Annotated in this window: 11 protein-coding genes and 1 tRNA gene; 2 read left to right on the plus strand and 10 right to left on the minus strand. The window is 66.0% G+C overall.

Features of this window, described 5'->3' with window-relative positions; genetic code table 11:
* Positions 1 to 13: 13 nt before the first annotated feature.
* Positions 14 to 784: a lytic transglycosylase domain-containing protein gene (locus tag CBI38_RS22315; RefSeq protein ID WP_109335274.1), complete on the minus strand. Its 771-nt coding sequence runs from the start codon at positions 782 to 784 to the stop codon at positions 14 to 16.
* A gap of 312 nt (positions 785 to 1,096) precedes the next feature.
* On the opposite strand from CBI38_RS22315, the gene CBI38_RS22320 reads away from it, so the two are divergent.
* Positions 1,097 to 1,288 (plus strand): hypothetical protein, encoded by a 192-nt coding sequence (locus tag CBI38_RS22320; protein ID WP_109332264.1) that lies wholly within the window; start codon positions 1,097 to 1,099, stop codon positions 1,286 to 1,288.
* A gap of 17 nt (positions 1,289 to 1,305) precedes the next feature.
* Here the strand turns inward: CBI38_RS22320 and CBI38_RS22325 are convergent, their stop codons facing one another.
* From CBI38_RS22325 to CBI38_RS22365, 9 genes are all read right to left on the minus strand, one after another.
* On the minus strand, positions 1,306 to 2,172 hold the full coding sequence (locus tag CBI38_RS22325) for a nucleoside triphosphate pyrophosphohydrolase (protein WP_109332265.1): 867 nt from the start codon (positions 2,170 to 2,172) through the stop codon (positions 1,306 to 1,308).
* A 4-nt stretch (positions 2,173 to 2,176) separates the two neighbouring features.
* Positions 2,177 to 5,827 (minus strand): transcription-repair coupling factor, encoded by a 3,651-nt coding sequence (gene mfd, locus CBI38_RS22330; RefSeq protein ID WP_109332277.1) that lies wholly within the window; start codon positions 5,825 to 5,827, stop codon positions 2,177 to 2,179.
* A 145-nt stretch (positions 5,828 to 5,972) separates the two neighbouring features.
* A complete protein-coding gene (locus tag CBI38_RS22335) occupies positions 5,973 to 7,817 on the minus strand; it encodes a sensor domain-containing phosphodiesterase (protein ID WP_109332279.1) in 1,845 nt (614 codons plus the stop codon).
* Between the two features lie 11 nt (positions 7,818 to 7,828).
* Complete coding sequence (locus CBI38_RS22340) at positions 7,829 to 9,982, minus strand: Rv1355c family protein (protein WP_109332280.1); 2,154 nt, start codon at positions 9,980 to 9,982, stop codon at positions 7,829 to 7,831.
* On the minus strand, positions 9,979 to 10,749 hold the full coding sequence (locus tag CBI38_RS22345) for a hypothetical protein (RefSeq protein WP_109332283.1): 771 nt from the start codon (positions 10,747 to 10,749) through the stop codon (positions 9,979 to 9,981). The genes CBI38_RS22340 and CBI38_RS22345 overlap by 4 nt, the downstream gene beginning before the upstream one ends.
* A 206-nt stretch (positions 10,750 to 10,955) precedes the next feature.
* Positions 10,956 to 11,381, minus strand: coding sequence for a hypothetical protein (locus CBI38_RS22350; protein WP_109332284.1), 426 nt, complete (start codon positions 11,379 to 11,381; stop codon positions 10,956 to 10,958).
* Positions 11,382 to 11,388: 7 nt separating this feature from the next.
* Complete coding sequence (locus CBI38_RS22355; protein ID WP_109332285.1) at positions 11,389 to 11,841, minus strand: GyrI-like domain-containing protein; 453 nt, start codon at positions 11,839 to 11,841, stop codon at positions 11,389 to 11,391.
* Between the two features lie 276 nt (positions 11,842 to 12,117).
* Positions 12,118 to 12,759 carry a ScbR family autoregulator-binding transcription factor gene (locus CBI38_RS22360; RefSeq protein WP_109332286.1) on the minus strand — a complete coding sequence of 214 codons (642 nt, stop codon included), beginning with the start codon at positions 12,757 to 12,759 and terminating at the stop codon, positions 12,118 to 12,120.
* A 114-nt stretch (positions 12,760 to 12,873) separates the two neighbouring features.
* Positions 12,874 to 13,488, minus strand: a complete 615-nt coding sequence (locus CBI38_RS22365) for a TetR/AcrR family transcriptional regulator (RefSeq protein WP_230990262.1) — start codon at positions 13,486 to 13,488, stop codon at positions 12,874 to 12,876.
* Between the two features lie 238 nt (positions 13,489 to 13,726).
* On the opposite strand from CBI38_RS22365, the gene CBI38_RS22370 reads away from it, so the two are divergent.
* Positions 13,727 to 13,797: transfer RNA gene (locus CBI38_RS22370), tRNA-Gln, on the plus strand.
* Positions 13,798 to 13,853: the final 56 nt, after the last annotated feature.

A 13,853-nucleotide genomic window follows, 5' to 3' on the forward strand; every position in this document is an offset into this window, starting at 1 on the left:
GCCGGTAACGAGCCTACGGACGGACTCCCACCGAGTACGCCGACGCCCGGTCACGCACGAGGGTGAGGTACTCGCCGGACAGGTTGTACGCCATCAGCGCCGACTGCCACCCTTCCGGTTCGGTGAGGTCACCGCCGCGGGCGCACAGGTAGCGGGCTGCCGTCAGGGCCGCGTCGTCGATGTTGTCGGCATCGGCCACACCGTCACCGTTGGCGTCGACGCCCCATCTCTTCCACGTTTCCGGAATGAACTGGAGCGGACCCATAGCCCGGTCGTGCACGGGGTCGCCATCCCATTCGCCACGGTCGGTGTCGGGAATCTCCGCCACACCTGGGCCTCCGTCGAGGGGAATGCCGCGGATTTCCGGGGTCACCTGCCCGGTCGGAGCGACGGAGGAACCCCGATGGGTGCCGTGCCTGCTCTCCACGCTCGCGATTCCGGCGAGAGTGGTCCACCCGATCCCGCATTCGGGAGCGGTGGCGGCGAGAACGGCCGCGGCGTAGCCGTACGCCTCGAGTGCGGTTGTGCCGATACCCACGGCGTCCGTCAACTCTGCCGACCAACCGCGCAGCTGGTCGGCACTACGTCCCGGCGCCTCGATGTCGATCGGCGGAGTGGGCGCACCCGGACCAGGCGGGATGCCCTCCGGTATCGCGACACGCGGCTCCTGCTCACGCGAGCAGGCACCGTAGGCAACCGTCACGACCACCAGCGCCGCGAGAAAGGCGATCAGGGTTCGGGGCCATCGAGAACGACGCTTCGGCGCAGCGGGATAACGGGTCACCATTCCATCATCCATATGGCGGAGCGGTAGTCCGAGAATTCCGCGCGTGCTGGGAGCACAATTCGCACCGCTTGTGTACGCGTCGCACCACTCCGCGCGGGCGCGACGCGCACACTGGGTCCGCGGATGTCGGGAGTTATCCACAACCCGCGACCCGCACCTTCCGCCCTCCCCTGAGTACCGGCACTCTGATTGCATGGATTCGGAACCGGCGGGACTCGTCCGACGCTGCACGGCACTCGATCACGGCTATACCGACGGTGAGCTCCACCGAAGTACTCGCTGCACCCGACACGCTCGGAGTCGGAGTCGGTGCGGCTGGAGAAGCTTCGCGAGGACGACCTCCGGGCGACCGGGGTCGCCGTCGCCCGCTGGACGTGGAAACACCTGGACGACCCTGCGACCGTGGTGGCCCGGGTCCGCCGGGCGTGCGAACTCGGCTGCCGATCCGCGCCGCTGTCGTTCGCGTCGCAGACCGGCTCGCCGGTGCGGCGCAGGCACTAGGTCCGCGGACACGGGAATCAGGCCGGCAAGTGGGCGGACCAGTCCCCCGGCTGGAGTACCTGGGTGCCTTCGGCGCGGGCAGCTTTTTCGGCGGCACGGATGCGCGCGATGAACTCGTCCGTCACCGCGCGCAGCGTTGTCTCCGCGTCCGCCTGGGCGTGGAATGCGGCCTCGAGTTCGGCGGGTATCAACTCCGTCGGCAACCCCGCCTTCGCTGCTTTGGCCATCACTTTTGCCGCAAGGGACGCGGCGGGCTGGCTGAGCGCGATACCGTCGAGGCACGATTCGCGGGCTTTTTCTGCCGCCTTCCGGAGCTCCCATGCACGTTCCTGCTCCGCGATGTCGACGGGGCCGACGACGTCTTCGCTGAGATGGGGACTGCGGTGGACGAGTTTGGCTACGAGAGTGGCGGCCACGTCATCGACGTCGAAGTTCCCCGACGCCGACGCGATCCGCGCATGGAACAGCACCTGCAGCAGTAGGTCGCCCAGTTCTTCTCGCAGCTCACCGGTTTCGGAAGACTCGATTGCGTCGAGCACCTCGTAGGTCTCCTCCACGAGATAGTGCGCGAGGCTGCGATGGGTTTGCGTCACTTCCCAGCCTCCGTAACTCCAGAGCCGGTCCATCACCTCGGCGGCCTCGACCAGGTTGTCTCCCAATAGTTTCGGTGCTGAGATGACGCGGTCTCCCCCTGCCACGCGGGCGCGAACGGCGGGGTGCTCGCGATCGGTGGTGACCAAGACATCCGACTTCGGCACGACAGTGAGGAACTGCCGGACGCCGTCGGGGACCTCGTCGGTGACCTGCACGCCGTCGCCGATCACCCCGAGGGCTTCCATCGGGATCGTTATCGGCCGAAGGGGGTCGAGCAGGATCACCGTCATAGGGTCAGGCCTCCATCACCACGGAACCGGCAGCCTTACCGTCGAGCGCGACGATGAAGTCGGCGATGTACTGCAACAGCTCCACGTCGCGTACGCGGTCGGCGCCGATACCTCCCGAGCCGGCCCGCGGCAGAGGCAGCTGGACCATTCCGGTGGTGGCCCGGTACTGGGCGCTCGGATAAATCCGCTTGAGGCGCAACTGCTTCGAGTCGGGCAGCGGCATCGGTGCGATCTTCAGCTGAGTGCCGGCCACCGCGACCTCCTCGAGACCGTATTCGCGGCACAGCAGGCGCAGCTTGGCCACGGAGACCAGCCGACGTACCTCTTCGGGCATCGGACCGTACCGGTCGACGAGCTCGTCCACGACAGCGGCGATGCCGGCATGATCCGTCGCCGCGGCGAGTTTGCGATACCCCTCGAGCCGCAGCCGGTCGCTGGTGACGTAGTCGGGAGGGATGTGCGCGTCGACGGGAAGATCGATCCGGACCTCCTTGGGCGCGTCCTCCGTGGTGACGGGTCTTCCGTCCGCTGCTGCACGGAAGGCCTCGACGGCTTCACCGACCAGGCGCACGTACAGGTCGAAACCGACACCCGCGACGTGACCCGATTGTTCGGCCCCCAGCACATTTCCGGCGCCGCGGATCTCGAGGTCCTTCATCGCCACTGCCATGCCGGCGCCGAGATCCGAGTTCTGCGAGATGGTAGCGAGCCGGTCGTACGCCGTTTCGGTGAGCGGCTTCTCGGGCGGATACAGGAAGTACGCGTACCCACGTTCGCGGCTACGCCCCACCCGCCCGCGTAGCTGGTGCAGCTGGGAGAGCCCCAGGGAGTCGGCGCGTTCCACAATGAGCGTGTTTGCATTGGAGATGTCGAGGCCCGTCTCGATGATCGTGGTACACACCAGGACGTCGAAGTCACGTTCCCAGAAGCCCTGCACCGTCCGCTCGAGCGTGTCCTCGTTCATCTGACCGTGGGCCACCGCAACCCGTGCTTCCGGCACCAGCTCGCGGATGCGTTGCGCTGCCTTGTCGATGGAGCTCACCCGGTTGTGGACGTAGAAGACCTGACCGTCGCGGAGCAGTTCCCGTCGGATTGCCGCGGCGACCTGCTTGTCGGCGTACGCACCGACGTAGGTGAGGATCGGGTGCCGTTCCTCCGGAGGCGTCAGAATCGTCGACATCTCGCGGATGCCGGCCATACTCATTTCGAGGGTTCGCGGAATCGGTGTGGCAGACATGGTGAGCACGTCGACGTGCGTACGCAGCGCCTTGATGTGCTCCTTGTGCTCGACACCGAAGCGCTGCTCCTCGTCGACGATCACGAGGCCGAGGTCCTTCCACCGGACCCCGGTCTGCAGCAGCCGGTGTGTTCCGACCACCACGTCGATTTCGCCGTCCGCCATCCCAGCGATGATCTCCTTGGAGTCGCCGGGGTCGGTGAATCGGGACAGTCCGCGCACCTTCACCGGGAATGCTGCCATCCGCTCGGTGAACGTCTGCAAATGTTGTTGCGCGAGAAGCGTGGTGGGCACCAGCACTGCCACCTGCTTGCCGTCCTGCACCGCCTTGAAGGCCGCACGGACCGCGATCTCGGTCTTGCCGTATCCGACGTCACCGATGACGACGCGGTCCATCGGGACCGCCTTCTCCATGTCGGCCTTGACCTCGCTGATCACCGTCAGCTGATCGACCGTCTCGGTGAACGCGAACGCGTCCTCCATCTCCGTCTGCCACGGTGTGTCCGGCCCGAATGCGTGGCCGGGCGCGGCCTGACGCGCCGCATAGAGCTGGACGAGTTCGCCGGCGATCTCGCGAACTGCCTTGCGCGCCTTGCGTTTGGTGTTTGCCCAGTCGGAGCCGCCGAGCTTGCTCAGGGCGGGAAGCTCACCGCCGACGTAACGGGACAGCTGATCGAGGGATTCCATGGGGACGAACAGGCGGTCACCGGGATGACCACGCTTGCTCGCGGCGTACTCGATCACGAGGTACTCACGTCGCGCGCCGCCGATGGTGCGCTCGACCATCTCGACGAATCGTCCGATGCCGTGCTGGTCGTGCACGACCATGTCGCCCGCTGTCAGTGCGAGCGGATCCACTTGATTGCGGCGCTTGGCGGGCAGTCTCTTGCCGTCGCCGACGGCGGCAACCCGGTTACCGGTGAGATCGGACTCCGTGACGATGACCAGTCCGGGTGTCGAGTCGTCACCCGGCAGCACGAGCCCCTCGTGCAGCGCCCCACGGAGCACCGCCACCTGCCCGCGCGGCGGCTCCCCGCCCGCCGTGAGTTCGGCAGCGGGGACTTCCGCCTCGTGCAGCCGCTCGAGAACCCTGTGTGCGGTGCCTGCACCGGGTACGACGACGACAGCGCGACCACCAGTGCTCACGTGGGCACGCAGGGACACGAACAACTCGGCCAGCAGATCGTCGGATCCGCGCACCTGGGGCGCCGCGGTGACCGCCAGTTCGAGTTCTTCACCGTTTCCCGACGCGAGGGGACTCAGAGTCCACCAGGGGCGGCCACTGGCCTCCGCCGAGTCCCGGACCTGGCGCAGCGAACGATAGGCGGAGGCACCGAGGTCGATACCGCCCCCTTTCAACGCCGACGCGTCGAGCGGTGCGTCAGCGCCGATCGAGGCGGCCGTCCACGAGGCCTCCAGGAACTCCTGACCGGTGCGCACGAGATCGGTGGCACGGGTCCTGACCTTCTCGGGATCGCACAGCAGGATGTGGGCGTCGTCCGGCAGCACATCGGTGAGGAGCTGCAGTTGGCCCGGCCGCAGCACCGGCAGCAGAGCTTCCATGCCTTCCACCGGAATGCCCGCCGACATCTTGTCTAGCATCTCCACGAGAGCGGCGTCGGCTTGATTGTCGGCCGCGAGTTGCGCCGCACGATCACGCACGTCCTGGGTGAGGATGAGCTCCCGACACGGCGGCGCTATCACCGCGTCGAGTTCGACTTCGGGAAGTGACCGCTGGTCCGCCACCGAGAAGGCGCGGAGCTCGGTGACCTCGTCGCCCCAGAACTCGATGCGGACGGGGTGGTCCGCGGTGGGCGAGAACAGGTCGAGGATGCCACCGCGGACGGCGAACTCCCCGCGCTTGCCGACCATGTCGACGCGGGTGTACGCCATTTCGACCAGCCGCTGGACGAGTCCGTCGAAATCGTGCTCGACGCCCACCCGCAGGGTGATCGGTTCGATCTCGCCGAGGCCGGGTGCCATGGGCTGCACGAGGGAGCGCACCGTGGTGACGATCACCCGCAACGGCGCACCGTACGAGACGTCGTCCGGCCGGGCCAGCCGGCGGAGAACCTCGATGCGCTTGCCGACGGTGTCGGCACTCGGTGACAGCCGCTCGTGCGGCAGGGTCTCCCACGACGGGAACTGGGCGACGGCGTCGCCGATCATCTCCTGAAGCTCGGCGGTGAGGTCGTCGGCCTCGCGGCCGGTGGCGGTGACCAGCAACAAGTGGGTGCGCTCGGCGAGCGCCGCGGCCACGAACGGGCGGACGGGCCCGGGAGCGACGATGTCGAGATGACTGCGTCCGAGTACCTCGGCCACTTGCGCGATGACGCCGTCGGCCAGAGCGATCCGTGCCAGGCCGGCGAGCGGAGTTCTAGCGGACGAGGGCTCGGCGGCGATGAGCGGGGAAGACAACGACAACTCCTGAGCAGTGATGACGAACTGCCGGCGAACAGCTCGGGCCGAGGCGCTCGGCCAGTTGCGGACTGAGCCAGCCTAGTCGATCCCGGCGACATGCGGATTCTTGTCTGCCCGCTGGCCGGGCAAACAGAAACGGCCGTCAGATCGCGACGTCGATACTGCCCTTGACCAGCAGTGCACCGATCGCCGCCCCGGACACCGGGCGGCTGAACAAGAACCCCTGACCTCGGTGGCAGCCCAGGTCGATGAGCGCTCGGGCCGCCTCGGCGTTCTCGACCCCCTCCGCCACCAGCTCGAGACCGAACGACTCGGCCAGCCCGACGATCGACTTCACGATTGCCCTGTCCTCCGGGTTCTTGTCCAGATTCATGACGAAACCCCGGTCGATCTTGAGCGTCCCGACGGGGAGCGCCTTGAGGTGACTCAGCGAACTGAAGCCCGTACCGAAGTCGTCGATCGCCACCTCGACGTGCAGCTCGTGCAGACCGTCGAGGGCCTCCCGAGTTCGGGTGAGGTCACTCAGCACCGCATTCTCGGTAATCTCCAGACACAAGGCACCCTGTCGCAGATCGAACTCCTTCAGCGCACTCGCGACCACGTCGAGAAAGTCCAGCCCGGCCAGCTGTCCGGGTGAGACATTGACGCGAAGGGTGAGATCCAGGCCTGGTGCCTGGCTACTCCACCGTGACCACTGCGCACATGCGGTTCTGATGACCCAGCGACCGAGTTCCCCGGCCAGGTTGGTCGCCTCGGCGACATCGATGAACGACACCGGCTGCAGCAAGCCCAGGAACGGATGATGCCAGCGCACCAACGCCTCGACCCCGATGATGCGACCGGTGCTCAGGTCGACCTCCGGCTGATACTCGAGGAACAGCGACCCGTCGGCGATGGCGCCGCGCAAGCTCAACTCGATCAGGTTGCGCTTTTCGCTTTCCGCCTGCATCTCCTCGGTGAACACGCTGATAGCGTTGCCGCCCTTGGTTTTCGCGGCCATGACCGCCTGGTCGCCCCGGCTGAGCAGTGCGCCCGTGGTCACCTTGCCCGGATGCCCTACCGCGACCCCGATACTGACGCTGCGACTGACCACCTCGCGCCCGAGCCGCACCCGCTCGGTCACCACGTCGCGGATGTGCTGTGCCCGCAGTTCCGCTTCCGCGAGGTCGACGGACCCGCCGAGGACGAGGACGAATTCATCACCCCCGAGGCGTGCGACGAGGTCGTCGGGTGCGCAGCTCGCCCGAAGCCGATCCGCGATCGTGGAGATGAATCCGTCACCGGCCCCGTGGCCGAAGAAGTCGTTGAGCGGCTTCAACCGGTCGAGGTCGAGGAACAGGATGGCCACCGGGCCCGGATCCGCAGAACTCAACCGCGCGTCGAGATGGCTGTAGAGGGCGCGCCTGTTACTGAGCCCGGTGAGGGAGTCGTGATCGGCCGAGTACCGCAACTGTTCCTCGACGGCGACACGCGCCTGCACCTGTGCGAGCAGAGCGGCGATCGCCTTGAGGACATCGACCTCGGCAGGCGTCCAGTCGCGATCGCCGAACTTGATGAACCCGAGGGTGCCCGTCGTCGTCTCCCCCGACAGCAACGGAACGGCCGCGAGCGACACCTCGGGTACTCCGGACGCCTCCCGAACACGGTCGTTGTAGTCGGGCCCGGACACCTCCGGACGGGTGATGACCACTTCCTTCTGATGCTCGGTCAGCGCGAACATCGGATCCGCATCCTTGAAGTACACCACCCCGATCGGGTCCGGTTCGGGGATGTGCGGGCGCGGGGGGTATTCGGCCACCAGTACGGTTGCCCCGAGTTCGTGGTCGTTGAAGCGAAGGAAACAGGTATCCACCTCGAAGTGCTCGACCAGGTCTTGGAGGACCAGCTTGGCGACGGGCACGAAGGACACCGCATCCACGGGCGTGAGCCGTGACGCGACGGTCGTCACGAGGGTGTCGAGCTTCTCGGCGTGCTTCTCGGTAGGCACTGCGCCTCCTGTCACGACGTCGTCCGCCGTCCTGTCCGGTCCCGTCGACGCCCACTGCGCACCGAAGGCGCTGGGGCATGACTCAATCTCAGCACCATGATCAGCGACTCCTTCTCTCCCACTCCGACCAGGTCGACGAGTTCGCGTCGAAGACCCTCCAGCGACCTGGCATAGCGCGGCGACAATTGCTCGAACTCCGCCCGCTCCACACCATAGAGAAACGCCGGTGAGATGGGTTGCACCGCGAGCCCGTGCTGCTGCGCCGTGATCCACACACTCTCGGTGGCCTGTCCCCCCCGCACGTAGTCCGCCGCGTCTCGGCCGCACACCGAGAGCACCGCGATCGCCGAACTGGACGACACCCGGTCGCGAGTGGAATTGCCGAGCGCCCGGCCCCCGTCCTGCCCGCCCACGTGTTCCATCACGTCGGGTCGACGGAGCAACTCCAGCGTCGACAATTCCGCGGAGTCGAGCTCGAGAGCGCGGACATCAATTCCCACGTCGACCGGATCAGCGGGTGGCCAGCGCAATTCGTCGATCATTTCCCGGTGCAAGGTCGGAGTCAGGAACCGAATGCGGTCGGACTCCGCCAAAATCTCACCGATCGACGTCACGGTTGCTCGCTCGGTGACCAGGCGCAGCCGTCCCGCTTCCTTCTCGGCGTCCTCCACCAGGCAAGCCGCGAGTGCACTGTCGAGGCCGGCGGGCACGCCCATATTCCGGTTGGTCGTGCGCTCGCGCATGTGCACGTACCGGCGGGCAAGGTCGGGGTCGTGGCCGTCGGCGAACGTCATCGTGGCAACCGGTCGCCCCGGGTCGGTACCGCCGTGGAGCCGCACGTCGCCGAGGATCCCGGACGCTGCCGCGGCGATTCGGGCGTTGTGCAGTGCCGCTCCGATAGCCACCAGACTCCCGCGGTAGCCGACGTCCATCTCGGTAGTGTGCTCTCGAGCCAGGAAGAAGCTGAGCGCTTCGTCGTCCGCGACGATCTTCCACGGTTGAACGTTGCCACCGGACGGCGCGAGGGCCGCGGACTCGAGCACTGCGTCCACTGCGTCCACCGGGGCCACTGCGTCGAGGGGCGCAGTGCCTCCTGCGTCCGCAGATTCCGCCGCCGCGAACACCGGCTCGGAGGTCGCCGGCTCGGACAGGGTGTCGAGGTGCTCGTCGAGGTCCATGCGGCACCGCCCCGACGCGAGGGGCTGTCCGAGCCCGATCCGCCGTACCGCCGCGGCCACCTGGGCGCCACCGAGCAGCACGTCACCGCCCAGCTGAGGCCAGGTGGAGATGGTTTCGTCCACCTCTACCAGCGAGGCCGCCATCGCCGTCGACAGCTGACCGGCATCGAGGATGCGCAATACCAGGGGGATCTTCTCCCGGGCCCCCAGACCGGACAGCGACTCGGCGTCGACGTCCCCGAGCACCCCGTGGAAGAGCGGACGCTCCGGTTCGAGGTCGAAACGTTCGACATCGACCAGCCCTCTGTCGCTGGTGGCCATCAGAACGGGGAGCCGCCTGCGACGCGCCTCCTGCCGCAGCGACAACTTGACGTCGAGGGAATCGCACTCGTCGATCACGACGTCGGTGCCGTCCAGGAACGCCGCCACCGTGTCGGTGCTCACGCCGTCTTCCCACAGAGACACATCCACGTACGGGTCGATCTCGGCGAGCCGACGGGCGGCCACCACCGCCTTGTTCACGCCGAGGTCGAGCACCGTTCCGGGCACCCTGTTCAGGTTCGACAGTTCCATGGTGTCGAAGTCCGCGAGCCGCAGAGCACCACATGCGCCTTCCAGGGTGAGAGCGAGCGCCACCGCGTGCCCGACACTGAGGCCGACGATCCCCACGGTCACGCCCCGTAACCGGTCCTGCTGCTCGGCCGTGATCTTGTTCCGGTTCCTGTCCAGTCGCAGCAACCGAAACGACGCCGGACCGAGGAGACGTACCACCGTTCTGCGCCACGAATAGTAGGCCCAGACGGGACGCTCCTCGATCACCTCCGGCCCTGGGGCCGGTACGAGGCTGCGGAGATTCGTCCGCTGCAGTTCCAGCCGATCGACGAACAGCACGGCCGGATCCTGCCGGAGAAGCTCCAGCAGTTCCGCATCGTCGGGAACCGCCTCGTCGAGGACGAGTGCGGCATAGTCACCGCGAAAATCGTTCACGACACGCTCCGCATCGGCCGGACGACGCTTCCGATGGTCTCCGGCGCCATCGAAGGCGCCGGTCGGGACGTCGTGAGCAGTAGTTGGGCCAACTGCAAGGATTCGGCGTGGCCCCGGCGCCTCCTCCGATCCCACCACATCAGCCGCGTCTCGTAGCGGTCATCCGGATACGGCACCGGCGCAATATGGTCGGCCACCACGCCGCCGGAGGAAGCCCACGTCGCCAGCACGTGGGTGCCAGCCGTGGCGAGCATGAACTGCGCGTCGAGAAGGTCCATCGAATACGCCGCGAAACGGCCGAGCGCCACACCCAGTTCTCCCCGGTGAGACGCATTCACCGACACCCAGGCGCCCTTCGCCTCCACGACCCCGAACGGTAACCGATCCTCGATCATCCGGCGAACCTCCGGGGCACCGGGATGGCCCGCCCATTCCGTTATTGCGTGTGCCTCACCTGCGACGACGTAGGGTCCTTGTGCCCGCACCCCCGCGGCCACCGAACCGTCCGCATCCAGCGCGACGAAGAACACCGCCGTGGTGTCACCGTGTCGAATCCGGCTGTACTCGAGTGCTTTTTCGGCACCGTACCTCCGATAGCCATCCTTCGCTCCCTCGAGATATGCTTCCCAGAGTTGCGGCTCGGCCGACGGCCTGGCTGCAACGAAACGGCATTGAGATCGTGCATCCCAGACGCTCAGAGTTCGGTCCAGCGGTGTGTCGGTCGAGCGAAGTTCGTAGGGCGATTTCGACAATTGCTTCACAGGCATTGGTGTGTCCCATCGTGAGTCGGTGCAGCAGTTCCGAGGGACTCACGGGTTACGAGAGACCCCAAGAACTGGACACACGATCACCGGTCACAGTCCCGCAGTGAGCTATTTTCCGCGCTCACCAGCCATTTGTCACCTGCGATGCCACAAAGCGGACCTGAAACAAACTGCAGGTCCGTCTTTTCCGGCAATAGCCGACTCTGGGATTACGCCAGCGAAATGAACAACTCCACGCTGCTCGGGGAACGGAGAGACTCAACCTCTTCCGTGAAGGCGCGTTCGATGCGCCCTTCCTTCTCGGCTATTTCAGCCTGAAGCCACACATCCTCGATCGGATCGGACGACCGGCCGTCCGGCAGGAACTTGGCAAAGTATCCGGCAGGCACACGGACCAGCACGTCGCCGATCGCGAGGTCATCCAGTCCGGCACACCGGTATCCGACGACCGCGCTCCACCCGAGGTCGGGAACGGCCACATAGACGGTGGTCAGATCGTCGATTCCGCGCTGATGGATGCGCTCCCGGGTGAACTTCATCAGGTCGGTGGCATGCACCGTCGAGCCCAATTCCCTACGCGGAAGCACCAACCCACCGAAGTCGGCTGCCTCACGCTTGACGATCTCGAAAGTCATTGCGGCCCTACCTCGTAGCGGGTGGCACTATGGCCACATACAGATCGATTCCGAAGGCGTGCGGGTAGAACTCGAAATCGCCCGTGAAGGACCGTTCGATCTGTTTCAACTCTTCCGCTTCACGAATCTGCCCCCACAGCGCGTCGAACAAGTCGGGAAAGGTTCCCACCGACGAGAACTTGGCATACGTGCCCGCGGGCAGCCGGGACACGATGTGTCCCCGCTTCACCTCGTCGAGCGAGGAGCATTGGTACCCGACGATCTGGGTGTAATACGAATTGATGTCGGCTGCGTGGTCGACGTAGGCGGAGGCAAGCGGGCGGTCCACGTTCTGCGCGAGCAGCGTGGACCACGTCTTCTCGAGAGCTGGATCACGCGCCTCACCGAGTGCACGTTTCGGACTACGCACGGCCAATCCGGCAACTAGCGTTTCTTCACGTTCGACGATGACGAACGGCATCGGGCACCCTCCGGCATCATCGGCGCACTGGGCTTACAACGACACTATCGCTTTTCGCTCCACCTGCATTCAGGCGAACGGACTTCAACCATACATTGCCGGGCCGGGAGCGGTGATTCATTGGTTCCGAAATCACCCGAGCCCCCGACCGCGGGTCCACTGCACTGTAGTGGCGTCTTTTCCTACCAGAGGAGGATGTGACACACATAACACTCTTGGGATACTTCGGCATTGGCGGAACCACTCCCCTGTCCCGGTCAACTCCCCCCGCCCCTGTCAACGAAGTAGTCGACGCGACGCGAACTGGCGGAAGTACACGAGCTTGGACGGCTCCACGAGACCGGGAAGAATGAAGTACCAGACGCGCTCCATGCGACGCGGAAGTTCGTCGAACGCGTTGGTCGCAGTGGCAACGACATGGGTGCCCAACAGCGAGCCGAGCAAAAACGTCGCGAGCGTCTCGGGGGCGACGTCCTCTTCCGTGCGAATGTCGCCCTCGTCGACGGCCCTGCCGACGAGTCGCTCGAAAGCCTGCTGCCACGCGGTCACCACATTGCCGTCGGTGCCCTGGTAGTCGCCTATTTCGTGCTGAAGTCGCAGCATCGCCGCCACGATCGGATCAGCACTGGCCGCCTCTATTGCGACGTAGGAGAGTGCGACGAGCGCCTCCAGCGCGGGCGTGGGCCCGTCGCTCACGGAAGTAACTCCTGCAGTGAGCCGGACCTGACCTTCGTCGATCACGCCGCGGGCGAGGTCTTCCTTGGAACTGAAGTGAAAGTACAGGGCACCTTTGGTGACACCGGACTGTTCGATGATCTCGTTGAGGCCCGCATTCGCATACCCGAGGCGCACGAACACGTCGGCCGCGGCCATCAGGACTGATGCCCGAGTGACCTCTGCACGAACCTGTCTCGCCATCGATTGCCTCCCCGACCAACCCCTCCGAGGGGGCACACAACTGCTGCGAACCCTAACACCCGCCACGCTCGAGGCTGACGGTGTTGGACCGCGCGTCGGGAAATGAGAACCCGTTCACCCGACAGGAGGCTGTGGCCTGTCCGATCCGAGCTGCGGGTCTGCTTCCAGGTTGGTCAACCCGTTCCAGCAGAGGTTGACCAGATGTGCGGCCACCACCTCTTTGGACGGCGTGCGCTCGTCTAGCCACCAGGTCGCCGTGGTCGACACCATGCCGACCAACGCCTGCGCGTAGAGCAGGGCGAGGTCCGGATCGAATCCCCGCCGCGAGAAGTCACCGGCGAGAATGTGCCCCACCTGACCGATGGCCTCGTTCAGAAGACTCGAATATGTGCCGTCCGGCGCAGCCATCGGCGAGTCACGCACCAGAATCCGGAAGCCGTCGGTGTGCTCCTCGACGTAGGTGAGCAGGGCGAGCGCCACCCGCTCGACCCGCACGCGGGAGCGGTTCTGCTTCAGCGAGGACGTGATCATGTCGAGCAACCGCGACATCTCTCGGTCCACGACCACCGCGTAGAGGCCTTCCTTGCCACCGAAATGTTCGTACACGACCGGCTTGGAGACGTGCGCGCGCTGCGCGATCTCCTCGATCGAGGTGGCCTCGTAACCCCGCTCGGCAAAGAGGGCGCGCGCAATTTCGATCAGTTGCTCGCGGCGTTGAGTGCCGGTCATCCGGGTGCGCGCCACCCGCGCCGGGGTCGCATCCACTTCGGTGGGTCGGGGCACCGAGGCACCATCCTTTCCTCACACGCGCGACGGAACAAGTGCCGCGGGCAGCGCAGAACGCTGCAGGTAGCACCCACTCTATCGGGACGCCCGAAACAAATTTCCGGAGCGGTTCGACCTACGGCGGGTCGGCATGCGAGGATTCTCTCGCGCAAACGGGCGTGACACCCCGCGAGTGCGGCAATCCGCCGTAGTGTAATGGCAGCACCTCTGATTTTGGTTCAGATAGTTCAGGTTCGAGTCCTGGCGGCGGAGCGAAGCCTGAAGCGCAGCGCGCTGTCCGGGCAGGGCTGCCCAGAGAGCAGCAAGAG

The organism is Rhodococcus oxybenzonivorans, assembly GCF_003130705.1.
Classification (GTDB): Bacteria; Actinomycetota; Actinomycetes; order Mycobacteriales; family Mycobacteriaceae; genus Rhodococcus_F; species Rhodococcus_F oxybenzonivorans.